General features: G+C 42.1%; 27 protein-coding genes, 1 pseudogene and 1 riboswitch. Of the genes and pseudogenes, 5 read left to right on the forward strand and 23 right to left on the reverse strand.

Going from position 1 to position 25,443, the window contains the following annotated elements:
- Window positions 1-40 precede the first annotated feature (40 nt).
- From DESGI_RS16635 to DESGI_RS26200, 3 genes and pseudogenes are all read right to left on the reverse strand, one after another.
- Window positions 41-349 (reverse strand): major tail protein, encoded by a 309-nt coding sequence (locus tag DESGI_RS16635; protein ID WP_083939925.1) that lies wholly within the window; start codon window positions 347-349, stop codon window positions 41-43.
- Window positions 321-641 (reverse strand): annotated as a pseudogene (locus tag DESGI_RS23990) (phage portal protein); the annotation flags it as partial. The pseudogene DESGI_RS23990 and the gene DESGI_RS16635, both read right to left, overlap by 29 nt.
- Before the next feature lie 210 nt (window positions 642-851).
- On the reverse strand, window positions 852-986 hold the full coding sequence (locus DESGI_RS26200; RefSeq protein WP_281168053.1) for a hypothetical protein: 135 nt from the start codon (window positions 984-986) through the stop codon (window positions 852-854).
- A gap of 478 nt (window positions 987-1,464) precedes the next feature.
- On the opposite strand from DESGI_RS26200, the gene DESGI_RS16650 reads away from it, so the two are divergent.
- Together DESGI_RS16650 and DESGI_RS16655 are read left to right on the forward strand one after the other, a co-directional pair.
- Window positions 1,465-1,737: a hypothetical protein gene (locus tag DESGI_RS16650; RefSeq protein WP_006520220.1), complete on the forward strand. Its 273-nt coding sequence runs from the start codon at window positions 1,465-1,467 to the stop codon at window positions 1,735-1,737.
- A 5-nt stretch (window positions 1,738-1,742) separates the two neighbouring features.
- Window positions 1,743-1,937, forward strand: a complete 195-nt coding sequence (locus DESGI_RS16655) for a hypothetical protein (protein ID WP_006520221.1) — start codon at window positions 1,743-1,745, stop codon at window positions 1,935-1,937.
- Between the two features lie 125 nt (window positions 1,938-2,062).
- Here the strand turns inward: DESGI_RS16655 and DESGI_RS16660 are convergent, their stop codons facing one another.
- The 17 genes from DESGI_RS16660 to DESGI_RS16740 all read right to left on the reverse strand — a co-directional run bounded on the left by DESGI_RS16660 (window position 2,063) and on the right by DESGI_RS16740 (window position 17,216).
- Window positions 2,063-2,410 carry an ADP-ribosylglycohydrolase family protein gene (locus DESGI_RS16660; protein ID WP_006520222.1) on the reverse strand — a complete coding sequence of 116 codons (348 nt, stop codon included), beginning with the start codon at window positions 2,408-2,410 and terminating at the stop codon, window positions 2,063-2,065.
- 2 nt (window positions 2,411-2,412) lie between these two features.
- Window positions 2,413-3,066 carry a vWA domain-containing protein gene (locus DESGI_RS16665; protein ID WP_006520223.1) on the reverse strand — a complete coding sequence of 218 codons (654 nt, stop codon included), beginning with the start codon at window positions 3,064-3,066 and terminating at the stop codon, window positions 2,413-2,415.
- 86 nt (window positions 3,067-3,152) lie between these two features.
- Window positions 3,153-4,394, reverse strand: coding sequence for a DUF429 domain-containing protein (locus tag DESGI_RS26315; RefSeq protein WP_006520224.1), 1,242 nt, complete (start codon window positions 4,392-4,394; stop codon window positions 3,153-3,155).
- Window positions 4,395-4,448: 54 nt separating this feature from the next.
- Window positions 4,449-5,462 carry an O-acetyl-ADP-ribose deacetylase gene (locus tag DESGI_RS16675; protein ID WP_006520225.1) on the reverse strand — a complete coding sequence of 338 codons (1,014 nt, stop codon included), beginning with the start codon at window positions 5,460-5,462 and terminating at the stop codon, window positions 4,449-4,451.
- 43 nt (window positions 5,463-5,505) lie between these two features.
- Window positions 5,506-5,904 carry a hypothetical protein gene (locus DESGI_RS16680; protein WP_006520226.1) on the reverse strand — a complete coding sequence of 133 codons (399 nt, stop codon included), beginning with the start codon at window positions 5,902-5,904 and terminating at the stop codon, window positions 5,506-5,508.
- Window positions 5,905-5,930: 26 nt separating this feature from the next.
- A complete protein-coding gene (locus DESGI_RS16685) occupies window positions 5,931-6,344 on the reverse strand; it encodes a very short patch repair endonuclease (protein ID WP_006520227.1) in 414 nt (137 codons plus the stop codon).
- A gap of 13 nt (window positions 6,345-6,357) precedes the next feature.
- Complete coding sequence (locus tag DESGI_RS16690; RefSeq protein ID WP_006520228.1) at window positions 6,358-7,905, reverse strand: restriction endonuclease FokI C-terminal domain-containing protein; 1,548 nt, start codon at window positions 7,903-7,905, stop codon at window positions 6,358-6,360.
- A gap of 38 nt (window positions 7,906-7,943) precedes the next feature.
- Complete coding sequence (locus tag DESGI_RS23280; RefSeq protein WP_006520229.1) at window positions 7,944-8,900, reverse strand: restriction endonuclease PLD domain-containing protein; 957 nt, start codon at window positions 8,898-8,900, stop codon at window positions 7,944-7,946.
- 14 nt (window positions 8,901-8,914) lie between these two features.
- Window positions 8,915-9,973, reverse strand: coding sequence for a DNA cytosine methyltransferase (locus DESGI_RS16700; protein ID WP_006520230.1), 1,059 nt, complete (start codon window positions 9,971-9,973; stop codon window positions 8,915-8,917).
- Entirely contained in the window at window positions 9,963-10,322 is a 360-nt protein-coding gene (locus tag DESGI_RS16705) for a helix-turn-helix domain-containing protein (RefSeq protein WP_006520231.1), read from the reverse strand. The genes DESGI_RS16700 and DESGI_RS16705 overlap by 11 nt, the downstream gene beginning before the upstream one ends.
- Before the next feature lie 224 nt (window positions 10,323-10,546).
- Window positions 10,547-12,208, reverse strand: coding sequence for a recombinase family protein (locus tag DESGI_RS16710; protein WP_041284955.1), 1,662 nt, complete (start codon window positions 12,206-12,208; stop codon window positions 10,547-10,549).
- 21 nt (window positions 12,209-12,229) lie between these two features.
- Window positions 12,230-13,129, reverse strand: coding sequence for a recombinase family protein (locus DESGI_RS16715; RefSeq protein WP_006520233.1), 900 nt, complete (start codon window positions 13,127-13,129; stop codon window positions 12,230-12,232).
- The gene (locus DESGI_RS16720) at window positions 13,098-14,729 is read right to left on the reverse strand and encodes a recombinase family protein (RefSeq protein WP_006520234.1); all 1,632 of its coding nucleotides are present in this window, start codon (window positions 14,727-14,729) and stop codon (window positions 13,098-13,100) included. The genes DESGI_RS16715 and DESGI_RS16720 overlap by 32 nt, the downstream gene beginning before the upstream one ends.
- Before the next feature lie 79 nt (window positions 14,730-14,808).
- Complete coding sequence (locus tag DESGI_RS25215; protein WP_006520235.1) at window positions 14,809-14,970, reverse strand: SHOCT domain-containing protein; 162 nt, start codon at window positions 14,968-14,970, stop codon at window positions 14,809-14,811.
- A 13-nt stretch (window positions 14,971-14,983) separates the two neighbouring features.
- Window positions 14,984-15,688, reverse strand: a complete 705-nt coding sequence (locus DESGI_RS16725; protein WP_006520236.1) for a recombinase family protein — start codon at window positions 15,686-15,688, stop codon at window positions 14,984-14,986.
- 562 nt (window positions 15,689-16,250) lie between these two features.
- Complete coding sequence (locus DESGI_RS16735; protein ID WP_006520237.1) at window positions 16,251-16,700, reverse strand: sigma-70 RNA polymerase sigma factor region 4 domain-containing protein; 450 nt, start codon at window positions 16,698-16,700, stop codon at window positions 16,251-16,253.
- Between the two features lie 300 nt (window positions 16,701-17,000).
- On the reverse strand, window positions 17,001-17,216 hold the full coding sequence (locus DESGI_RS16740; RefSeq protein WP_006520238.1) for a hypothetical protein: 216 nt from the start codon (window positions 17,214-17,216) through the stop codon (window positions 17,001-17,003).
- Window positions 17,217-17,288: 72 nt separating this feature from the next.
- Window positions 17,289-17,376, reverse strand: a riboswitch (cyclic di-GMP riboswitch).
- Window positions 17,377-17,611: 235 nt separating this feature from the next.
- On the opposite strand from DESGI_RS16740, the gene DESGI_RS16745 reads away from it, so the two are divergent.
- Window positions 17,612-18,028: a helix-turn-helix transcriptional regulator gene (locus DESGI_RS16745; protein ID WP_006520239.1), complete on the forward strand. Its 417-nt coding sequence runs from the start codon at window positions 17,612-17,614 to the stop codon at window positions 18,026-18,028.
- A gap of 42 nt (window positions 18,029-18,070) precedes the next feature.
- The gene (locus DESGI_RS16750) at window positions 18,071-18,592 is read left to right on the forward strand and encodes an ImmA/IrrE family metallo-endopeptidase (protein WP_245561227.1); all 522 of its coding nucleotides are present in this window, start codon (window positions 18,071-18,073) and stop codon (window positions 18,590-18,592) included.
- 214 nt (window positions 18,593-18,806) lie between these two features.
- Here DESGI_RS16750 and DESGI_RS23285 read toward each other — a convergent pair whose 3' ends face one another.
- From DESGI_RS23285 to DESGI_RS16760, 3 genes are all read right to left on the reverse strand, one after another.
- A complete protein-coding gene (locus tag DESGI_RS23285; RefSeq protein ID WP_157872805.1) occupies window positions 18,807-20,138 on the reverse strand; it encodes a helicase C-terminal domain-containing protein in 1,332 nt (443 codons plus the stop codon).
- Between the two features lie 114 nt (window positions 20,139-20,252).
- Window positions 20,253-21,008 (reverse strand): hypothetical protein, encoded by a 756-nt coding sequence (locus DESGI_RS23290; protein WP_006520244.1) that lies wholly within the window; start codon window positions 21,006-21,008, stop codon window positions 20,253-20,255.
- A 221-nt stretch (window positions 21,009-21,229) separates the two neighbouring features.
- Window positions 21,230-23,872 (reverse strand): diguanylate cyclase, encoded by a 2,643-nt coding sequence (locus DESGI_RS16760; protein ID WP_006520245.1) that lies wholly within the window; start codon window positions 23,870-23,872, stop codon window positions 21,230-21,232.
- Window positions 23,873-24,055: 183 nt separating this feature from the next.
- Here DESGI_RS16760 and DESGI_RS16765 point away from each other — a divergent pair, with 183 nt between their 5' ends.
- Window positions 24,056-25,417 (forward strand): IS4 family transposase, encoded by a 1,362-nt coding sequence (locus DESGI_RS16765; RefSeq protein ID WP_006520246.1) that lies wholly within the window; start codon window positions 24,056-24,058, stop codon window positions 25,415-25,417.
- Window positions 25,418-25,443 lie beyond the last annotated feature (26 nt).

Consider the following 25,443-nt stretch of genomic DNA (forward strand, 5'->3'; position numbering starts at 1 on the left):
GTCTTCCGCAAAGCTTTCACCAACTATATTAAAGCAGTTTTCAAAATAATTTGACCGGTATATCTTCCTTGCTTTCAATGAGAACTCCCTTGACTACCTTTGCTCCTTGGTGAGTAGCCCTGCTCGTCAGTGACAGTTGATTGAGTTCAATCTCAACCTCCACGCTATCAAATGATGTTATAACATCCTCAACAATATCATCGGAATAAATGTTTTCTGTGCTGGTCTTTGGTGTAAGCTTGGCACTAATTGCCCTCTCCAGTTTGGTTGGTGCCTCATAGGTAGCACCAGTCCCGTTGTCTTGGGTTAGAACAGCGATATGAGTATCTTTTAACCCTATTAAAGCCAAGCCCTGGAATGTGCAAAACCTCCTCCGGCCTTAGTACCGCATAACCGGTATCTTTTGTGTATTTATATAAAAGTTCTCCTGTGGAAGCCCTGTCCACCGTCATCCTGTCAGGAAGCAGAGGATAGAGGGCAAGCACCTTACCCCTACCATCACGCACAATTTGTGCATAGGCATTTCCCCATAATAAAAGATGACTCATCAGTGTCTCTCGGAACACAAATGAAGTCATCTCTGGGTTTGGCTCGTCGTGGAGCAGGTAATATAGCTGGTGGCTGGTTGCCTTTTCCTTGCCATTGACGGTGTGTTTATGCCTTACGGTAACCTCTTTTTCCAACCGCTTATCCTAACATTTCGCATACATCATCGGATTGCTCTTTAGATAACTATAGCATTTATCAACTTCATCAAGAAAATCACCGGCTCCGTTGGATTGGCTAACTGTACGGCAATGTATGAAACGATATTGTCCAAATCTTTATGCGCAAGCTCTGAAACAATCAATTTATACATTGTATTTCTCTCTTATGCTTTTTAAAGAAGCGTCCCAGCCAAGCACTTTTCCTTCCTTCAATTGTTCCTCGGCTGCAAAAAGTTTGTTATATACATCAAGCATGAACATTTTTTCTTCAAATATCACTACCCCTACCGCCTTTCTATCCTTACCACGCACTCCACATGCCTTGAGTGGGTAATAATGATGTCGTACCCCTCTGGTATCCCCTTGGCGGCAGGGTATCTTTCTCAACCAGTCGCCTGAGCAGGCTTTCTTACGTTTCGGCGCTACTTTTGCTTTACAACCCAAATATAATTGTATCGAACAAAATTTTCAAAAAGCGTATTGATTTCTTGAACGCTTTATTTGAAATAAGTCTTACCGGGTAAGTTATACTTCAATTTTTTTAAATGTCTTTTCCCTAAAATAGCTTTATCGAAAAGATTGAATCCTCATGATTATTGGACACATAGGCCGACGGTTTTAATAAACCCTCAGCATTGCTCCCTAAAAACTACTAATTATTTCCTAATAAATATCCAATAAATATCATTCCAAATAAGTATAGAAAATGATTTGTGATAGATAATATATTATCACTTATTTTTAGGGGGATAACCAAATGCTTATAGATTTATCAACTATATTTAAACTGATTAATAGAAACCAGCCACAATTAAGAGAACTAGACCCAACCACAATACAGAGAATTAAGGAAGGAGCTTATCTTACAAAAATAATTAGTGAAACCGAGATTACTGCACGAAAATGTAGTTTTTATGCATCACAATGTTTCAGTCAAGAGCTAAAGGATTTTTTTAATAAAGAGTCTGCAAAACTGCAAGATGCTAAAATCAAACTTCAAAAATACTACGAGAGTATGACAAAGGAGTGAAATCAATGAACTTTTCTGATATGGATATGTTACAGGATTATGAAAAGGATACAAGAATGGCTGCGCTAGCTTTTGCACTGATACAAACCGAAATATTTGATATTACATTAAGGATGCTGGTATCTAAAGCCTCTGATGAAGCTGCTAAATCCCAAAAATTAGCTGCAGACTTAATTTTATCACGTGGTGATAGACCTTAAGATCTGTATTTAATGGCTATTAAATTGACCTTCTTATGATTAAACGCTTCATAAATATTTAATCGGCTTTAAATCTTTAGTTTCAGTAAGGTTCAGCCTTCACACACAGCCTTCATAACAGAATTTTATTCTTGATTAAGTTTGCCTATATACATTAAGTATGCCCTGTTCCTCAATAAACAAAGCTTTTTCCTTGTTTTCTTGCGGAATTCCATAAGAATGTCGTCGGAAAACAGCCAACTGCCAAAACGTCCGCCATATCCTGAGTCAGGGTATAGACGGCCATATTTTTTTATGGCGGCAATGAAATCTTCAGCACCGCCGCCATTCATCAATCCTTCTGCTATTGCCAGTGTCATCACCGTATCATCAGTAAAAAAACATTCGGAGTTGAATAGAGGAAAATTTTTGGTCTTTATATTGTTCCACTCATAAACCGAACCTACTATATCTCCAATAATAGCACCAATCATGATTATCTCCTGCCGCCACGTTTCTTGAAATCCTCGTCGATACGTTCCTTCCAATTTTCAGATATTGAGCGGTTAGCACGTATACTGCTTACAGTTTCGCTGATCACTTCATAATTTAACAACGTACCTTCACTGTCTGCATTATAGTTTGTTGCCCTGTCTTTACTAATGCCGAAACGTTCAGCAGTTGAAACGGCATCTATGTTTGCGCCAAGAAAGATAAACTCCCAGCCATATTTGCTTTTTTGATGCTCAATCATTTGGCGCACTTTACCATAGCTGTATTCACGGCTTGCGTTTTCCATGCCGTCTGTGGTTATTACAAACATTACATGTTCGGCGCGCTCATCTTCGGCTGTATACTTCTGGACACTTCCTATCTTATTAATTGTTTTACCCACTGCATCCAGCAATGCAGTATTTCCGCGCACATAATACTCCTTGTCTGTAATAGGAGATATCCCGCGGAGATTTATGCGGTCATGCAGCAGCTCATACTTGTCATCAAATAAAACTGTGGTAATAACAGCTTCACCGGGTTCCTTTTTCTGTTTTTCAAGCATGGCATTATAGCCGCCAATTGTGTCGCTTTCAAGACCGCTCATAGAGCCGCTTCTGTCAAGAATAAATACCAGTTCAGTTAAATCTTTTTTCATAATGTTTTCCTCCAAATCATCATTTATTGTGATTCAAGGATAACATTTCCTATTTTTGGATCGGTCGCATGACAAGCGACAAATTATTATAAGTTTGGAATTATCATTTGCATCTTTATTCCCGTGGCATCGGCCTTAATCTCGTCCTCTATAGGTATTGTTGCACTTTTTCCTTCAACAGCAAATTTTCCTACAAGAGCCAAGCAAACTGCATCCACTACATCATCCCTGTATTTTGTAAAAAGCGGATGTTGAGTAACATCCACTCGGTCAATCCCGTATTTTTCAAGAATCTCCAGACGCTTTTCAATGCCTTGTTCTTCTGATTTTTTCTCCATAACTGGATTGCCGCCGTTTAACAAGGCAAAGCAAACTTCGGGATGACTTTCATACAAAACATTTTTCCATGTTTCGTTTTCCTGAAGGAAAATATCAATTTCATTAACTGCGTCACGAATGCCCATAGTCATATAGTTTGCGCCGGCATTAAGCTCTTTGCTTATATTCCAAGCTTCTGCAGCCGTTTTTGCCCTAGCCACACTTCTAAACGGAACCGGAAAAATCGAGGACGATTTCCCTTTGAGGATTTTACGCGCTGCATTTTCCGGTCGATGTGCCGCTTCTTCTCTGCTGTCTGCAAGACCTATTGGAATATCTATTATGAATTTGTCAGCTGTTTTATGTGCATCAAGCACATCGGCTATTCTATTATATCGTTCAATTGATAATCTGCTGTTTGAAAGCATTGCTATCATCCAACCGCCGTCGCACCCATCAATTCCTACTGTTTTAAAGATTTGAACGTCTGATGTAAGCTGGTTATATATATCGATAAACTCATTTTTCACATTTATGAAATCCCGCTGTGTAAAATCCGGTTTGCCTATAAGCTCCGGTTCATCATCAAACACTTTTTCGCCAAGCAAATATATAAACTCATAATAAAGCAACGCGTCATCAATTTCTTTAATCGTATCCGGACTTACGTCCGAAATATTAAATTTCTCGTATATTGCTTTTTGAAGCCTTTCTTCAATATCCAGATACTGCGGCAACAGCTTCTTGACAGGTCTTGTGATATCGCTCATGTATGCTTCGCTTGCATCATGAAGCAGACATGCAAGCTGTACGTCTTTTGAATAGCCTTTTGCCCTTGCTTCCAAAGAACAATTTATTGAATGCTGTGCCACAGAATAAAAACTGTTGAAATGCCCATTTGCTCTGCACATATGTGCCAATGCATGAGCAATATCATTAATGTCTATATCATCTTTATTTGGGTTATGCGGTGTAAAATGAATTTTTGAATTCGTTGTTATGTAACTCATTTGTATTGACCTCTTTTTGTGCAGTTAAGCAAATAATCAATATCCTTAATTCAACTAAACTCCTAGCAAGTTTTGATCAAAAGCAAATAGGGCTTCATTGATTTCAAAAATATTGTAGTTTTCCTCATCTATAAAGTATTGAATGATAATATCAAATTTACTGCTGTGAGAAAGAGCAAATCCGGCTTTAAGCAGCAGGTCTTTGGTTTCATCAAGGTTCAGCCTCAATGCTATGGCAAAGGCAATAGCGGTAGGCTTGCTCGGTTTGTAATTTATGTCGTTTCGGATTTTAGAAAACAGCTTCCGGTCTATATTAGCCTTTTTATATGTTTCCGCATCCGTCATGCCTTTTTCGTCAATCAGGCGCAGCAGCATCTGTGAGAAGGTTTCATCCATATGTTTTACGACATCATCAAGACTGCGTTTACGCTTTGCCGCTGGCTCAGGCTCCCGTATAGGCGAAAGCATTGGTTCTTCTATGCAGTATTCCTTCAGAATATGCCGTTCTTCCAGCCTATTAGATCTGTCGACAGGATGCTCTTCTATGTATTTGTCATCAATGTATTGGGTTATAGATGAAAATAGCTTTTCGGACAGAGCAAATGCTGCCTTATCAAACACTACCAAGTATACTGTCATATCATTGCTCAAAAGGAAGTCACCAATTATGGAAATTGCGGTTTTCAACGCTCTGTCCTTGGGATATCCAAAGGCGCCCGAAGATATCAACGGGAATGCAATACTTTCTAAATTATGTTTTTTAGCCAATGCAAGTGAGTTTTTGTAACAATCAGCAAGCAGTTTTTCTTCATTGTCATTACCGCCGTGCCAAACAGGGCCAACGGTGTGTATAATATACTTCGCAGGTAGCTTGTACCCCTTTGTAATCTTTGCTTGTCCAATTTCACAGCCGCCAAGGGCTCGGCATTCAGCAAGCAGTTGCGAACCTGCGGCTCTATGGATTGCTCCGTCTACGCCACCGCCGCCGAGTAGGGATGTATTTGCCGCATTGACAATTGCATCAGCATGAACTTTTGTTATATCATTACGGATTATTTCAAGTGGCATAACCGCACCTCCAACTTAATCCTAATCTTTCAGATAAAATAAACTATATAAGTTCTATTATAATATCTGTAGGAGATGTCCAAAGTACTTTCACACGATCTCCAATTTTAGCAGAGCATTTACTGAACCATCTTCCTAAAGCCTTTAAATCTCCGTTCCCTTCAAACTGTTTTGCATAAATATCACCAGCTTCTCTGCTTCCTGCTGCTTTCAATACTCCCGTAAAATAACCATCCGCAGATGTACAGTAAAATAAGTTATATCCCAATCCAGTGTGAGAGTGGTTACTATTATAGATTCCTAAACTGCGGGCTTGAGGCAGCGGAATAGGGATATACCCCTCTCCGTCAATTGGCTCTCGTGTATCTGTATATCTGTAATTTCCCCAATCAACATGAGACGGTTTTAATTCTACAATAAAATAATCGCCTGCTTTTGGCATAATATTACCCCCTCGTTCTCTTGATGCTATTTTGTAATTTGCCGACAAAGCAAATTTAAGCGTTCTTCTCGTACTGCTTTTTTCAGTTCACATTCCCAGACAATTAATACTTTCCAGCCCAATTCTTCAAGACTTGATCTGCTTTCATCATCTCTTTTTTTGTTTCTCAGTAGTTTCTTAGTCCAGTACTCTTCATTAGATTTCGGCCAGACAAATTTAGGACAGCCGTCATGCATATGCCAAAAACAGCCGTTTATAAAAACGACTGTCTTATATTTCGGAAGAACAATATCCGGACATCCAGGCAATGTTTTTACATTTTTTCTATAGCGAAAGCCCTTGCTGAATAAATATTTTCTTACTAATTCTTCTGGTTTATTGTCTTTGCTCCTAATATGAGACATATTATAGCTTCTTACTTCTTTTGAGTGATTGTCCATATCTTCCACCCGCCTATAAATCAGATAACAAAATTTGGCGGTCAACTGAGAATATGTTTCTTATTTCATCATGGCTGTATTTTTTATATTGATGGTTTTCTACCATCTTAATCATATTAGAAACACTCATTGCACTTCCGTGAATCAATGTTTCATCCACAATATCTTTTATCTGTGATGTAATGTTTTTCCCGAAACCCCCGGCAATGTATGAAAAAAAAGCCAATGGGTAGCATTCAGCACTATAAGTCTTTATATAGTTGTGAACCATACGATTGCGATGATCGTTGCTTATAGTGTATTTGCTGTATGCTTTATTATCTATAATCCCGACATATCGGCTTTCATGCGACAGTATATAAACATCGGGAGTAAGTCCAATAGGACCCACATGCTGAGCTTCAAATTCAAATACGCTTTTAAACAGCTCCACTGTCGCTTTTTCAAATTCTGTTGCTTCGTCACGGCCTTTAAATGCCATTTCAAAATATTCTGTCATGAATGATCCGATAGCTCCATACGGATAAAGCTTCAGTAGAGTCTCTTCAACTATAGAAACCTCTATTCCTGTCTGGTCAGCTATTTTATCAATTAGCCCTGTAGAAATTTTACCGATAGGGCTTTTTAAAGATTCCCCGATAAATGCCTGCTTAATTTTCTGCTCTGCAATCATTTTTGCGGTTATTGTCTTAGTCTGAGTTAGATTTCTTGTATCTTTCTTATGTTTTGGATCAAGTCCATATTTTCTTTGGAAATATTCCTGCTGTTCCGGGCGGTCTATAAAAGGCGGTGTTATTGATAAAATGCTCTTAACTTCATCTATCTTGTCGTCAATAATACGAACCTTCTTCTCATCATCCCGTTTAGCAAGCTGCGTGAATTCAATCCAATTAACCATAGTATTGGCTGTATCCATCAAATGACTGAAGGGATGATCCGGATTAACGGCTCCGCTGCCTGGTGCATACTTTACAAAGAAATCTTTATCCAAACTTCCAGCGCCAATATTTCTGAACTCTAAAATCCGTTTCACAATACGTTCATAACAAGTATCAGTTTCGTTCTCAGCTTCTGTAATAATAATCTTCGCAATTTCTTCTTCAATCAGATATGATATCCTGTCGTCTGCGAGCAGCTTAAGCAAAAAACGAAATGGACGCACTTTAAATCTTTCAGATACATTCACGCCTCGACTAAGAGAAAAAGGTGACGGAAACTGATACTTAATTACCTGATGCTTTAATATTTCTACAGGTGAATCACCTTCCATAATAGCTTCACCAGCTAGTGTCAGCTTTAATTTCTGCGTTGATTCCTGTATAAAAATTAGGCCAAGGCTGGCTACCCATGCTCTGTAAGTTCGGGCTCCGCCGCCGGTCTGATCACGTCTTTCTCCTATGCGCTTTAAGTTTGCCTGTTCCAGGGCTTCTTCCAACGTCAAATGTGCAGTTCTTTGACCTTCCCACTCCTGATCAAGAGATATCTCAGAAAAAACAGCTAAAATCTCTGGTATTGAATTCAACCGACGTTTTGGACGAGTAACCCACCAATAATTTATCATTATTAAATCACCCCTTGATTTCCAGTATTGCCTATAAACTAAACAGAAAAGTCCATATAATAATGTTCGTCATCCAATTTATAAAAATCGACATCAGTTCTGCCGTATCGTTCTAAATCTGCACGCCATATGTAAGCTCCATTAGCAACCCCAATTCTATTTCTAAAGTACTCACCTAGAAGAGAGTTGTTCATCGGAGTAGTAATGGCTTTGTCATTTTGCTGTTCAACACGCAAAATTAATTGTTTATTGTCATCAGTGACCACAGAAAAATGCTGTTTTTCCAAAGGAAAAAAGCCAGAACGTGCAATTGAAGCAGGAAGCCCGATGTATGCCTGATTAGGCTCCCTGCCGTCACGCTGACCCCAGTTAAGTCCTGACCTTGTTCCTGTTTCACCGTTTCTTGCCAAAAGTGATAATTTAATAGGTTCGATTCCTTCACCACGCAGAGCTTGAGTATATTCGCTCTCTGATTCCAGTACCGGATGCGTCGGTGTAAACACAATATTATCTTCAACTTCCGAATGAGTGCAATAAATAGAATCGCATTCAACTTGATTATAATAATCAAAGGCTCCTTCCGGATTGCAGGGAACAATATACTCCCGCCTGCTTGTACTGAAACCAGCCTGTGTATAGTTGGCTGATCCTGTATATGCCTCAAATGGTTTATCATCCTTTAACCAAATATAAAGTTTGCTATGAACAGGAGCACCCTGACATATATACTGACATTGAAAACTTGAAAAACCTGACCCGTTTTGAGCATTTACCAACTGTCTGAATCCTTCATGTGCATCTATGGTTAATCCATCATAATTAGTCATTCCAACAATCAGCTTTATATCAATGGGATTTATTTCGAGTTCCTTTATTTTCATCATATGCCACGAGGCCATAGTTGGGGTAGCATAACCAGAAAGCAAAAGAAGCTGCTGTGCTCCTCTGGTTATTGGCTCAATTAATATTTGATTTACCATAGCAGGATCAAACATAGCAGTTCACCATCCTATTCGCTGATGTTGGCCGGAATACTCTCATATTCAATGCCGGCAAAGGTGTTTAAAATGGCCTCGAATATGATTCTGGCTCCTTCACAGGGAACTGCCATTCCTATTTGTTTTCGCACGCTTTCTTTCGATCCTAAAAATTCAAATGTATCCGGGAAAGTTTGCAAACGCGCTCTTTCACGGTTAGTCAAAGCTCTGGGTTCTGCCCAATGGTAAATATGCGTTCCTCCGCCGCCGCTTCCTGTAACGGTATATGCCGGTTTATTCGGATCAAGGCGCTTGTAGATTTGACTCATTCTGGCTCCTCGTACATTAAGCTGTAATTCTTGAGGAATATCAGCAGTAAAAGCATTCTGCCCAGGCAAAATGTGCTGCAGTCTCTGTACAACTATATCAGACTGGTTTGTCAGCTCATTGTTCGGTGCATCTATAGGAATAGGCGGCTCTTCAATAGCCTTTCGGCATGAATTATCAATATCTTTATATGGGGCAGGCGAAGGCACTTTAAAGACAACATTTTTGCTCAGATCTTTTCTAATCCCAACAATTATCAGACGATGCCGGGCCTGCGGAATTCCATACTCTTCAAATTTGTACAAATGAGGAACCACAACATAACCAGCTTTTTTAAGTTCGCTTATAATCTTAGTAAAAGCTTTGCCATCATTGGCATTTCGAAGCCCTCCTACATTTTCAGCAAGGAACCAGTCTGGAGTAAAAATTTTTAGAGCTTTGACACCATAAGAATACAGCGGCCCAAATATTCCGTCCATACCTTTCTGCTCGCCGACAACGCTGTAATCATTGCACGGAAAGCCAAAAGCCAGAGCATCTATGGGAGACAGTTTTTTCATATCAAATTTCCGAACATCTTCATGATATACTGTTTCCGGCTTATCTGGACATATATTGTGACAGTATGTATCGCATGTATCTTTATCATAATCATTTGCCCATTCGTGAGCAATGGAGTATTTGCCATCTGCGCTGCGAGCTTTTAATGCGCCGTAAGCTATGCCCCCCGGTCCGCAGAACAGCTCTCCTAATCTATACTTCATGGTATTCCTCCTTATTTGCAACAAAATGCTTTTTAGCTAAAAAATCAATAGATTGCTGAATGAAATTACGTTCTTCATCGCTTAATATTTCATAGTTATTAAACGGCTGCTGTTTTTGTCCCGAAATATCAGTATTTTCTAAATAGCCAGCCAGTTTATATAGATAAATCAAATCAACTTGATATAATGATGCCAACTTTTTCAGCACCTCTGGGGAAGGTTCATTGACTTGATTTCGTTCTATCCGATTTAAACGGGTAGCTGTTATCCCGGTTTGCTCGCATACAGCGTTTAAGCTTAAAGAAAGCTTGACCCGTTGCTTTTTGAGATAAGTACCGATAGAATTCATTACAGCACCTCCATATTTGCAGTATAACATATTTGCAGCGAAATCGCAATAATATTTTAATTTTGCTGCTTTTTCGCTGCAAGGCATAAGGTAAGCATAGTAAAGTCTATTGGATTTATCATGAAAAAACTGCCAACACTAAAATCCTCAGCAACACTGAGGATTTTAGTCTTAACAGCTCTATCTTCAGGCAGGAACAGCTTTTTAGCTGCCCCTGCCTCGTTTTAATCAAAGTATGAAACCCTCTGGTTCATCACGATTCCGGATTTGAATTGAAGCTCTATCAGGTCGTCCTTGACGGCCTTTATGCTCTGAAGAAGCCTCCTGACAAGGTCGTTGTCAAAGTCCCTGACCTCGTAGGTAGTTTTCTTCAGGCAGGCATCCATATCGTCAAGCCGTTGTTGAAAATTCTCCGCCATTTTCTGATCCCGAACCATCTCCAGCTTTTTCTGTTTCAGGTCGTTGATCTGCTCTGCTATCCTATGATACTGCTCGTCAAAATCCTCTGTGATGGAGCCTTGCTTAGCGTTTTCCTCTATCAGAGCCAGCATTTCACCCTGCAGCTTTTGTATCTGCTCGTCATATTCGGTGGGCACATTCTTAGTGGAGTAACTGCCGATGACTCGAATAACATTCTCTCGAAAGGCGCCTACAAACTCGCCGCGGTTTTCCACGACGCTGTTGATGGCGGTCATTACAGCTTCATGGAGGACGGCCTCTTTAAACGTAGGGGAGTGCTTGCAGTTCTTAGTACCGTTCTTCAGGCGGTTCTCACATCGCCACACGGCGCTTTTCTGTCCGTATTTCGACCATACTTGTCGGCGGTAGGGCTGACCACATTCCTTACATACCATGATGTCGGACAGGGCGAATTTGGAGCTATACTTGCTTTTTTTCTTTTCCTGTTCCTGCTTTGCCTTGCGGGTTGCCGCCGTCTTACTCAGGCTTGCCCGCCTCGCTTTTTCTTCCTGCACTTGATAAAAAAGCTCCTTGGGGATGATGGCTTCATGGTCATCCTCTATGTAATACTGAGGGACGATACCATCGTTCTTAACTCGCTTTTTGGTAAGGAAGTCAATGGTATAGGTTTTCTGCTGAAGAACGTCGCCCATGTATTTTTCATTACTTAACATCTTATTGATGGTACTGTCCCACCACTTAGTCCCGCCGGTAACAGTGGTAATGCCCTCCGATTCTAATAGCTTGGCAATCTGTATAACGCTGCTCCCTTCGAGGTAAAGCCGGAAAATCCGTCTGACCAGCTCCGCTTCCTCCGGTACAATAACCAGTTCGCCGTTCTTATCCTTGGTGTAGCCTAAAAATTTGTTGTGGTTGACCGAGACGATACCATTCTCAAACCGTCTGACAAGACCCCATCGGGTGTTCTCACTAAGGTTTCGGCTTTCCTCCTGTGCCTGGCTGCTTAAGATGGTTATTAAAAGCTCGCCTGTGCCCTCCAGCGTGTTCACACCCTCTTTCTCGAAGAACACGGCGACGTTCTTTTCCTTGAGCTTGCGGATATTCATGAGGCTGTCCACCGTGTTTCTGGCGAAACGGCTGACCGACTTGGTGATGACCATATCAATTTTTCCGGCCATGCAGTCCTCGATCATGGCGTTGAAGTCATCGCGCTTTTTGGTGTTTGTTGCGCTTTTACCGTCATCAGCGTAGATACCAGCAAGCTTCCAGTTGGGATTGCTTTTGATTTTTTCGGTATAATAGGAAACCTGTGCTTCGTAGCTGGTTTCCTGTTGCTCCAGCGTGGTGCTGACGCGGCAGTATGCCGCCACCCGCAGGGCCTTAAACTGGGGCTTTATGCTCCTGTCATACTCCGGTTTGGAGGGTATGAGGGATATGCTTTTCTTTTTTGCTGTCGCTGTCTGCATCATTGTTTCTCCTTCCTTAGTTTAGTATCCGGCTTCCATGGTTAATCCGTTTATAAATTCAAACACCAGCCGATGGTCGGCGTAGACCGTGATTTGCTTTATCACTGCCAGAAACAGTTCCTCATCAAATTCCGTGAGAAGCTGTCTGCCTGAAAACGCCTGCTTTATCTTTTCGGTATTATACTCGGCGTCATTGATTTTTGCTGTTCTATAAAGAGCTTGTGCCCGCTTAAAAACAAGAGCCGGAAGCTCCTTGGACGAATATTGCCCTTCTGCTTCCAGCTCTTTAATCCGCTGATCCAAGCTATTAAATTCAGGGTTATTTGGAATTGGCTCTTTCTTAGGCTTCCGGTCGAGGATTTGTATTCTTGCAATAATCCGGTTAGCTGCCTCAAGGAAGGCCTTTTCAAGCTGCTCATCCGTGAGAAAACCGCACCGGCAGCACACTCGGTTCTTGTAAATGTACCTCTTACACTTCCAGTAGGACTTCTCAGACGGTCTTCCGCAGTGCTCGATGTATTTGCGGTAAACCTCGCCGCATTCTCCGCAACGGAGCTTACCAGTGAACGGATATTGATGATTTCCGCTGTTTGGCTGAATGCTTCGCCCCAGCTGATCACAGCGTTCCTTGCGGCGTTTCTGCACGTGCTCAAAAAGCTCGGTGCTAATCATCTGCGGATAGAATTCATCCCCAAGGTATTTGACATTCTCCAGTATCTTGCCGATGGACCCGTGGTTCCAGGAGGCTTTGTTGTTAGCGTTCGGAAAAGCCATTTCGGTTAGCCGCTTTGCAAGGACAGAGGTAGAGACTCCGGAGAGGTAATCTGCAAATATCCTCTTCACAACAGCGGCTTTAGGTTCATCAAGCTGTATTTTGCCGTCCACCAGCTTATACCCGATTGGCATGTGCCTTTGCATCATCCTCAATCGCCTCCTTCCTGCAGGGTTCGGACAGCTCCAGCCGGTTGATGAGCCGGAATGTGATTTGTCCGTTTTTCTGTACGATAACCTTTTCTATCGCCTGTAAAAATAAATCCTCATGGTATTCTTCAATAACGTGAGGATTGTTTCTAACTAGCTCTATTAGCTGTTCTGTTCCGGCTATCTCTCGGTCGAAGCCGTTATTGTCCAGTAGCTGGCTTCGTTTCTTTTTTGCGGCGGCAAGCTCTATAGCCAGGGTATTTTGCCGCTCTATAAAAACTGCATGGTCGATATACCCCTTCGCTACTAGTCTGCTGAGTATATGACCCTGTTCTGTCAGCTCCATAATCCGGTTACTGCATTCCCCGATTTCCTTCTCCTGCCGTTCGTCTATCCTGAGCTTTTTGAGCATCTCCAGAAGGGGAGTGAGAATTTCAGTATAATTACTTACGAGCTTGTTCCACATCAAGGTGAAAGCCCATTGAACGTCATCCTCTCGGACTGCCTTTTGCCTGCATTTGGTGCTGTCGAAAATATGCTGGCGGCAGCACCATTGGGTTTTCTCATATGGCTTGCCGATATAGATTTTTTGCCTTCGGAATAGGCTGCCGCATTCGCCACATAGGATTTTACTGCTGAAGGCATACCGGCTTTGGTATTTCTCCAAATCGTCCACCCCCATCTGTTTTCTGCGGTATTCAAAAATTTCTTTTACTGCCTCCGCCTGTTCATGTGAGATAATGGCTTCATGATTGTCCTCAATAAGGTATTGGGGAAGCTGGCCTTTGTTTCTCTGCCGCTTAAAGGGCAGCACCTCTGTGGTCATGGTTTTCTGATGAAGCAGCTTGCCAGTATAAATGGGATTTAGGAGCATTTCCTTTATCACGCCGTCATTCCATTTCTCAGCCGAGCGTATCGTGTGGAGTCCTTCCTCCGATAAATCCTTGGCGATGGCATATGTACCCTTGCCGTTCAGGTATTCACTGAAGATGCGGCGAACCACTGCGGCTTCTTCCTCCTGTATGACCAGATCGCCGTTCTCATCCTTGGTATAGCCGTATGCGGGAGTGCCGAGGATGAAGGTTCCGTCCTGAAAGCGCTTTATTGCCGCCCATTTATTGTTGGTGGAGACGCTTTCGGCTTCCCCCTGTGCCAGAGAGCTTAGAATGGTTAGCATTAATTCGCTTTTCTCCGCCAGGCTGTCGATATGCTCCTTTTCAAAGTAAACCGAGACGCCAAGCTGCTTCAGCCTTCGGATTGCTTCAATACTGTCTACGGTGTTTCGGGCAAATCTGGTCACGGATTTCGTGATAATCATATCGACCTTTCCGTCCTCGCAGTCCTTCATCATCCGCAGGAAGTCATCTCTTTTTTGGAGCTTAGTGCCGCTTCTCGCTTCATCGGCGTAAATTCCGGCAAACTGCCAGTTCTCTTGATTTTCTATCAGGGCGGTATAATACTCAAGCTGTGCAGTAAAGGAATTCTGCTGCTCACGGGAATCGGTGCTTACCCGACAATAGGCGCAAACCCGTTTTTTAGGCTGTAGCTGTCGGGTGACCTGTTGCTTAACAGGATCAATTCTTACTATCTTCTTAGCCATGGTTTTCTCCTTTCTTACTTTTTTGGCCTCCTGTTAGCAACACACAATACCACAGACAAAATCATATATCCAGGTGTTTTTACGCATATACCTTAGAAAGTTCCGGCGTGAAGGTTTCTCTGTTCAATTCGTCTATTTTTTTGTACTCAGCAGGGGATATAAGGCCGTTTCGGAGCATTATATCCAATAGCTTTAACGCCACCTTGTATTTCACCTCATTGGCTGACTGATCCTTTGACATTGCGCACCCTCCCTTACTGCATGGAAAGGTAAGGGCTTTGTTCCAGCTGAATTTCGCCCTCCAGCGGTGAATAAAGCTCGATGTCCAGTTGTTCCAAGCCTCGGATGAATTCCAGAGTCTTGGCGGTATTCCGTCCTAAACAGTCAAGCTTTTTTATAAGCAATATATCCATTCTGCCTTCTCCGGCGGCCTTCGCAACCTCGGCGAGACCGGTGCGGTCAAACTCCATACCGCTTCCGAGATCCTCGGAGTACCCAACAACTTCAAAGCCCATCTGCTCGGCATAATCCATAAGATCCTTTTTCTGTCCTTTTAAGGCTCCGTGGGTATCCTCCGGTGCGTCAATCCTGCAGTAAACCCAGGCTTTCTTCTGCTCCTGCTGATTCCAGAAGGCTTGTGCTTCCTCCATACTGACAATCGCTATACCATCAGGCTTCTTATCGCCCATCTGCATGGGTACCAGCTCTTTTGTGATTTCCCGAAGGAGCTTCTGATCAGGGCAGCGGTTGATAAATTCGCCAAAGGTATTCAATATCAGCCTGTCCAGCGTATCTGTCAGAACAATTTTGTCTGCATACTCCTTTTTCAGCATGATAAAGCTGGCGATGTTGGACGGGGACTTCGCAAAATAGTATTCCTGTCTCTCTCCATCAAGCGTGTACACATATCCGATGACGAGATCCTTTTTTAGTAACTCTGCTAACGCTTCCTTTTGCATATCCATTTCCCCCTTGATATTTTTGTTTTAATCTCAGAAGGATACGGCAGGACGGAAAAACCCCACCCTGCCGCATAGTTTCCAAGATCAAAAATGATCTGTTTGTTCTTCATTTCGGACTTCACTTCTATTCGACACTACTTCCCGAAGTGACAAAAGCCTTACGGCTCTCAGGGCGACAGCATAAACGGTTTGCCGGTTAAGCAAACGCCATAGGAATCTCACCTCTCCCAGGATCTCTGGAAGCCGCCCCCATTGCTTGAGTCTGTGGCTGGACGGAAGTAGCATTATCACTGTCCATTTCATTGCGAAACAGTCCACCACGGACTGTTTTATGACCGGGCGTTCCCGCTCGTCACCTTCGATGCCATCGGTTCGACGGATGAAATTCATCCGCAGGCAGTCTTGGCGCGCCCGTCAACGTCGCTGCCGCTTTTCACACGGCTGGACAGCTCATGTATTTATGCTGCCGGATATGATATTTTCAAAGAGCAAGAGGGAGAACAGAAAAAACCCCCTCACTGACTTCCACGTTGAGCGAGGGGGTTGCACGGAAAAATTTTTACTTTTCCATAAGTTTTTTTATTTTGCCTAGGATTTTTATCTTTCTATCATGAATGGTCATATAGTGAATGCCCGTTTCCGCCGAGAGCTTGCGTTCGCTTTTGCCCTTGAAAAACAGCTCAGTGATTAGTGTTTGTTCCTCCGGACTAAGCAGCTTAAGGCACGCCAGCATTTTTTCAAGCATCACGGCCTTTATTGCAGCATCCTCTACGCTTTCGTCCTCTGCAGCAAACTGCCGGTTTTCCTCCGACAGCCTGTCATAGGAATCCTCCTTGCTTGCTATGTACGTAACGATCTGTGTTGTGCTGTCAATTCGGTATCTTCCGACCTTCAAATCGTACTGCTGGTACTCCATCTTCCGGTCGCTTTTCATCAGAACATCGATGATATCATCGCTTAAGTCGGGATATTTCTCCCGATAGTTCGTCCTTTTTCTAAATACAGCCATATAGCTTGTCCTCCATTTCGTGGTTTTTGAAATCCGGAAATGAAGAACAAGCGGAGAGGAACGGCAATGAACAGCCTTTATATAAAAATAAAAAATATAAGCCACTCGTTTTGCTCCTTTCTGGGGAGCCTAAACGAGCAGCATGTGAATGCAAAAAGGCCGGGCCTGACGCATAGCAATTGTGCTACTCGTCAGGCCCGGCCGGCAGCTTTATAATCACTCCGCTTTACAAGAGGAGGATAGCGTCAAGCGCTGGAATCGAATATTAAATGTATCAATTATTCGGTTGTATAGCTTGTCCTATTTCATAGAGTGGGATGTCTGCTTACTTCCATAAACCTCGTTATTGTCCAGCATAATCGAAACCTGTGATTTACACAGGTGGCATTTCAAGCTGAGAACATCGCTTTCGGCCTCACTCGTTTCAGCCACCAAGGCCAACGCCTCAGCATTTCCGCTGTAATCAGCAATTCGGCGTCCGCAATTCGGACATTTGAGCTTTATTTTTTTTACCATCTCATACCTCCTGCATTATTTTCTCTATCAATACAAACGCCTGCTCTTAAAAAAGGGCAGGCATTCGCAAAGATCGGCAGCCAGGCTGTCATAGCGCGGCAAACGCTTTAGACCCTCGGCTTTGCGTCCCTGCCTTTAGACAGGTTTGCCCTTAACTTTATTTATATTTAGCTGTCAGAGTAATTAAAGCCGTCATGCGCTTTGCAGACGGTAATTTCCTAGCAATCCGTTGGGTTCAATAGTTTTACACGGAAGAAATAACTCTTGACACAATGTGCAACATGAATTATTATAAATGTGCAGGTTATATTCATATTTGAATTATATGCAATTTACATGCACTTGTCAATATATAACATGAAATTTACCTGCTTATACATAGGAGGGCGGTCTATATGAAATTCGGAGAAAAAATAAAGGATGCCCGCGTCGCAAAAGGCATGACACAGGCGGATCTGGCACAGGCGGTCGGGGTATCTCTCCGCACAATGGTCAGCTATGAAAACGGAGATTGCTATCCAAAAAAACGCGAGGTATACGGGAAGCTGGCTGCAGCTTTAGGTGTTGAGGTGAATTATCTTCTGACCGAGAACGAGGAGTTTATTAACGCTGCCGGAGAAAAATACGGCCACCGGGGAAAGAAGTATGCCCAGCAGCTCATCACAGAGGTCAGCGGCCTGTTTGCCGGAGGCGACATGGATGAGGCGGATTTGGACGCCGTTATGAAAGCAATCACCGACGCTTATTGGATAGCCAAGGAGAAAAACAAAAAGTACACACCGAAAAAGTACCGCAAAGCAGATAAGGAGTAGTCCGTTTTTTTGGACTGCTGCTGTGATAGAATCAGCATGGAGGTGAATTTATTGAACAAGTCGCTACTTTATGAATCAGCTGAAAAGTATATCAGACGCTTCGGTACGCGCGACCCTTACGCCATAGCAGACGGGCTGGGCATTGAGGTTCTGTTCCGAAACGACTTCGCTAAACTGAAAGGGCTTTACCGCGTGATCCAGCGTAACCGTTTCATCTTCTTAAATGAAAACCTGCCGGAACAGGTACAGACCTTGGTCTGCGCCCACGAGCTCGGACATGACGCACATCATCGGAATCTCGCCGATGACAGTCCGTTCCGTGAATACGTTCTTTATTCCATGAATACGCGTCCAGAGTATGAAGCCAATTTGTTTGCGGCTTCACTGCTTCTTCCCGATGATGAGGTTCATAAGTATGCCCGTGAAGGTTATGACGTTGTCCAGATTGCAGCCATGATGAACACAGATATTAACCTCATGCTGATAAAGATGGGAGACATGAATTCAAGAGGCTACTCGTTTAATACAGTTTATACACCTCGTTCAGATTTCTTGAGCAGATAACCGTTCTTTCTAAGGAGGGTTTGAGAGAAATGCCTCAATTACCGGAAATAATATCGGACGCTGGTTTGTTGAGCGGAGATAAAAATAAACACGAAAGCCCTTCTTACTGCTCTGTAAGAGGGGCTTTTGCATGACTGATGCTTTTAGATTTTTCTGTGTAAAATACAACGAAATAAAAAGGCTGCTCGGGGCTACTCGGGGCACATTTATATTTCTATTTGTAAAATGGACTTAAATTAATAAATAGCTGATTGTCGATTTTGCCGGCAATTTCTCTGCTGATTACCTCAATTAACTCCTCTTGTCTCGGCTGGCCTAATGTCAGTCGATATAACGACAGTATTTTAATCAAGCGATTGTATCGCAAATGGTCCTGGCTCAACGGATACATCGGAACGATACGTTCAATCTTGACCGGAGCTTCTTCTCCATCCGTCAAACACCAGTACGGAACAAGATCCGGCAGATCACCCTTTTCTGTTTGTGCAGCTTTTTCAAACATAGCATCCCATGTTTCTTCACTGTTGTATTTGTGTGCAATATTTTGACGCACCGCAAGGCACTTGTATCGATTGATACGTCCCTCACGCTGCTCCAGGTCAATAGGGTTTGACGGTAAGTTCCAGTGCATGACCTTGCGGCAGTAGAAGTGGAAATCCAATCCTTCCTGACCGATTGATGTAGTAGACAACACGAACGGACGGAATGGTGAATTAAACGCTTTGCGGATTTTCTCAGTTCTCTGTACATTTTCGTTGCTGACGCGAGCATTGAAATATCCAACAGCAAAGTGCGTGCGCAGGCGCGGCTTTTCTTTTTCTGCTCCTGTAAAGAATTCCAGCGTATCTACCTGCAAAGAGGCCGTATCCGAAAAGGCATCGATCATCGCATCTGCAAGTGCTTCTCCTTGTTCGCCAAGTATATGAGCGTATTCATCCAGCATAGCCTTCAGATTGCCGTCCACACAGTATCGAAAGACATTTTCATAATAGGAATCGTCGCCCTTGCTGCCATACAGCAAATCTAGAACAGCCGAGCTTTCCGCTTTATTAAACAAGCTGACAAATACTTTTTTAGCAAGCTCCCTGGCGATCACTTCGTTAGAATTAAAAAGCCTGTAGGCACAAATGGCAGGTGAACCAATTGCCATGTTGACAAATATACCAACAGCTCCGACTGGGATAGTCGCAGGTGCCACTGATGGATTGCTGTCCAGTGCTTTTATAAGCTCTATCAGCGACTTTGCACCGGCAGCTCCGCTTTCGGAAAGCTTGTATTTGGCTTTGACGGCATCCAGCTTTGGCTGAAGCTTTTCGGCAAGCTCTCTCCTGATTTGCTTAATATCCTTGCTGATGTGCTCATCCGGATTATAAAGCCGTGCAAGGGTGCCGGACACATGGCAGATAATATCTTCCGTTTCGTTTTTAAGCCTTGTAATTCCAAAACGACGTTCTTCCCTAGTTGCAAAGTATCCTCTGCCGCGCTTCAGCTTTGCGTTATGAAAGAGCTTGCCGATCGTCAGCCGTTCTGCTTCGTAAGAAAGCATAGCCGACACCATTCTCGGCACCATTTCCCATGAGGAAAATACGAGCACCTTTGAATAGTCTTTGTTTTTATCAAATATACTTCCTGTTCTGTAATAAGACTTTGATGGTGGAATTCAAAGCAGATTTTCAGCGCTGTTTTTACCGCCCTCAAATACAACATCCTTTAGCTTTTCCAGCCGTGCGTTGTTTGCGGCTATAGCCTGATAGTTATGTATGGTGCTTTTCTTCAGAAGCAGGCACTTGGCATTTTGGCCTTTTACCATTTCAAAGTCATGATATTTAGAAAAATGATCTGTAATTTGTTTTTTTAGCTGATAGCTTTCCATGAACGAGAGCAGATAGGGTGAAGATTTTACATAATCCATGGGAACATTGCGATAACGAAGGGGTCGCTTACTTCGGGCACTGATTTCATCTAAAAGGGATTGCATCTCACTGTATGACAGAATATCCCCATCTGAGATTGAAACCTCCCTTGCATCGCTGTCATCGATAATCCCGCTGTTAAAACGCTCTGTCCGGCAGATACTTTTATAAAGCGCATCTTCAGCAGTATTCTTCCTTGCAAGCAGTACCGTAAAATCACCTTTCGAGATTTCGCAAAGCGAGTTGGAGTAATCCTGCCACACCTTCTGAAAGCTTTGATGCGCTTCGTCATCATAAAAAAGAAACCGCATTACCTCCATAAATTCTTTGTAATGTTCCGCATTTTCATCACTGATTTCTTCCAGTGTAGAGTACGGCTTGTAGGGCGTTGCCGACAGAAGCAGTACCTTGGTGTCGGTATTTTGCAGAAACTGCCGAGTAAGCATTCCTTGTTCATCATCTGCGGGGACAATCAAATCGCGGAAGCGTTGAAACTCATCCATGACAACCAGATCAGGCTCCAGCTTATCAAGACTGATTTGAGCAAAGATCCTCCGCAGAGCGTTGATCAGCGGTCTGCTCTCGTACTTTTTGGACGGGCTTCTTGATGTTCAGTTTGCAAGGATGTTATCTACAAGATCGCCATCTGCTTCAAGCCGTTTCGTAAGCTCCATGCCTATTTCATAGATATAATTGCTTCCGTTGCCGTCGCACTGCTGCACCCTTACCTGTTATTATCATCCATCATCTGAGCAAATAGTTCAGCAATTGCGGGGTCAAATTGCTTTCCTGCGCCCTCTTTAATAGTTTCAATTGCCTTCTTTTTACTTTCTAATATTGAAAGATTCCCTCTGTTCAGCACGCGTTCATAGGTTTCTGCAATTGATATAATTCTTGCTATCAGGGGAATCTGTTCACCTTTAAGCCCGCGCGGATATCCGCTGCCATCCCAGCTTTCATGGTGGCTGTAAACGTATTCCGCTAAATCCAGTGTATCATCGAAAAGATTCAATATGCGGTATCCGACAACCGAATGCTGCCGTATTTCTTCGAATTCTTCCGCTGCCAAAGCTTCCTTGGATAAAAGCCTTGCATCAAGTGTGATTTTACCAATATCGTGCATGTAACCAGCCCGTTTTAATTTATTGATTTCCAGTTCTGAAAGTTGCAGTACAGAGCCGATCTCACTGCAAAATTCACTTACAGCTATCGAATGCAGCCTTTCTCTGGCACTCCTTGAATGTAGCGTCTCAATAATGTTATCAATAATATCCATTTTTATCGATTTGCGATTCATGGTCTTGTCCTGATACATCGCATTTTCGGCGTCGGTCATTATTTCATCTAATGACTGATCCGGACTTCTTTTCGTATCAAGGCCAAGAGAAATACTGCACTTTATTGCCGCCACGCGAGCATCTAAAAATTCCGATTTAATTCGTGAAATTACCTTCTCAGCATTTTTCTCACTTGTATTCGGCAAAAGAATAATAAATTCATCCCCTCCTACACGAGCGACAATATCATTCTCTCTGCAGGAACGCACAAGTATTTCGGCAGATTTTTTTATTAGCTCGTCTCCAGCAGCATGGCCAAATATATCATTGGTCATCTTTAACCCGTTAATATCGGCAAAAATGACAGACAACGGCAGATGATCTGGATTGTCAATTTTAATGCGATTATCCTCAAAACATCTTCTGTTATAAAGCCCAGTCAGAGTATCATGACAGCTCAGATATTGAATTTCTGCTTCTTTTTGTTTGCGCTCGGTGATATCCATAAAGGTTACCACTCCGCCGATAATCTCACCATTTTTTATTTGTGGATATGAGTGGTACTCCACATCAAAGGAAATGCCATCAGCTCTCCAGAACACTTCATCATCAGCTTCAAAACCCTTACCTTGCTTTATCGACTGAAAGATCCTGCATTCATCAATAGGAAACGGTGTTCCATCACGTCGGGTATGATGAATCTGGTGATGCATATTTTTCCCGAGCAATTCATCCTGGCTGTTATATCCCAATAATTTAATGCAGCTTATATTACAGAATGTGCATTCGCCATTCAGATCCATCCCATAAATCGCCTCCGCGGTAGAATCCAATATTAGCTGCAGTTGATTTTTATTTTCTTCCAGATCTGCGTTTGCCTTGTGCAATTCCTCGGTTCTTGCTTTTACAGCAGCTTCAAGATTATTTATAAGAAATTGCATTTTGTCAGCTACTCTATTAAAGCTTTCTGAAATTCTCCCAATTTCGTCGTTTCTAACAATATCAACTCTCTTTGTCAAATCCCCGGAGGACAAGGCCTCAGAGACCCGCAGCAAGTTATTCATCGGCTTCAAAAGTCTTCCGGTTATAATCATATATATAACTAGTGATATCAACAATGCCAGTGCTGTCAGCAGCACAGTCAAGTGAATACTTTGAACCACAGGTGTAATAAGAAGCCCTTCCGGAATTGCTGAAATAACAACCCAATCCAGACCTTCCATATGAATTTCTTTTACGTTTATGTATATATTTTGGTCTTTACCTTCATACAAGAAATTTGGGTCTTGATGAACTGTATATTTTTTATATGCTTGCTTAAAATCAGAATCTTCAACCTTATCAAGGCTATGCCTTTCTAATGTACCATCCGGAAGAACAGCAAAATTATCTATTCCCATTGAATTAGCTATCAAGGTATTAGAGCCTTTCTCAAGGATAACAGCATATCCATTGTATTTGCTTACTGCATTCTTCAGGTATGTGCCAATATCCGTGAGCAGCATGTGGGTTCCAAGAACCCCCTGAAGCTCACCTAATTTATTATAAATTGGACATGCAAACGATACGGTTAAATCGTCCATCACAAAATGCTTATAGATTGGGGAGAAGGTAGGACTCCCTGTCTCAACAGCTGCCTTATACCATGCCCGCGTACGCGGATCAAATTTACCTGCCTGAACAGCAAGGTCTCCGGCTGTCATATCATCATTTACTGAATAATACCATGAATTGCCCCTTGTACCGGCATTATTTCTCATGATTTCAATAACACCTTTTTCATTCCTGCGAGCTCCGTAATATTCACCATCTGCAGTACCGTAGCTGAAGCTATATATCTCATCATCACGTGAGCTTAAAACACCAACAAAAAACTTGTCTCTAAGTCTTTCATCATTAATATCAAGAATGCCATTTGCTATGATTTTATGATTCGCTTCATTGATTTGACTGGGCACATGAATAAAAGAATATATTTGATTATATATGCTCTCGTTGAGCTCTTCAGCTATGCTCTCAGTTGTTTGCCTTGCAGAAGAAAACCAGTTATTAAAAATCAAATATCCAATACTGCCGATGGATACAAGCATAACTAATATAAATACCTCAACTTTCGCACCTAAATAAATTCAACAAATTCAATTCCTAGTAGTGCTTATATCCATTTAATTATGGCAGTTGATTTTAAAAATAAATATGAAAAACACCTCAACGTTTGGTATAGTTGATTTGTCAAAGATCCACAAATACCATACAGAAGAGGTGTCCCCTATATGATAACGGATAATAACCAAAACAATCAACTACCAAACGAGCTTACTTCAATATTTAAAGAGTTAAAAGTATTAAAACATCTAAAAAAGGCAGGTATTACGAAGAATTTTGGCTTTTCTTGTGGTTATCTTTTTAAGCTAATATTTTGCTTAATCTTTCAGAATAAAAATTGGTTTAGACTTTTAGAAAGCAAGAAATCTACTAATTTTCCAGCAAAGGATGCTGTTTATCGTTTTTTAAACCAACCGACCTTTGCCTGGAGGAAGTTTTTACTATTATTTAGCTCATATACTGTTGGGAAAGTCACTAAACTTACAAATCATAAGCGCCCAAAAGTATTGATTTTAGATGATTCTTCTTATGAGAGAAACCGTAGCAAGTCTGTAGAGTTATTAGCCCGTTGCTTTGATCATGCTTCCCAAAAGATGCGGTTTTATAAGGGATTTCGCATGCTTACTCTTGGTTGGTCTGATGGTGCCACCTTTATGCCAGTGGATTTTTCTTTACTAAGCTCCACTAAAAGCCAGATTAATGGAATATCTTCTAAAATTGATAAGCGCAGTTCAGGCTATCAGCGTAGAGTAGAAGCACTACAAACGGCACCAGAACAAATTCCTAACATGATTAAAAGAGCTATGGATGCCGGGATAGATGCCTCTTATGTGTTGATGGATAGCTGGTTTACCTATCAGCCTCTTATTAAGGCAATCAAAGAACACGGTCTTGATGTAATAGGTATGGTCAAGAATTTGAAACAGCGCTATCTTGTTGACGGTGAACGCGTCAGCTTAGACCAGCTTTACCGTTTAGCAAAGCCAACCACAGGGAAACAAGGAATTCTCCGCTCTATTTTTACAACACAAGCCAATGGTGTTAGGGTTAAAATTGTTTTTGTCCGTAATCGTAATAAAAAAAGTGACTGGTTAGCAATATTGAGTACAGACCTAACACTGAGTGACCAGGAAATTATTCGTATTTACGGCATGCGCTGGGATATTGAAGTTTTTTTCAAAACGACTAAATCCTTATTAAAGCTTCAAAAGGAATTTCAAAGTCGTTCTTATGATTCTTTAATTAGCCATACAACCATTGTCTTTGCTAGGTATATTGTGCTCTCATGGCAAAATCGATGTAGCACTGACCAAAGGACACTAGGTGGCATATTTTATGAACTTTGTGATGAAATCAGTGACCTCGATTGGGCTGTTGCGTTACACCAATTAATCGAGCTTATTGAAGATACCTTAAAAAAGAGCAACAAAAACATACAAAAATTAATCAAATGTCAACTTCAACAATGGGTCGCGGGCTTACCCAACTACATCAAAGCATACTTGCCTATTTCAGTCTGCGAAAGTTGAGTAAATACAATAATAATTGTTTTCTT

Origin of the sequence: Desulfoscipio gibsoniae DSM 7213, assembly GCF_000233715.2 — a bacterium.
Taxonomy (GTDB): domain Bacteria; phylum Bacillota; class Desulfotomaculia; order Desulfotomaculales; family Desulfallaceae; genus Sporotomaculum; species Sporotomaculum gibsoniae.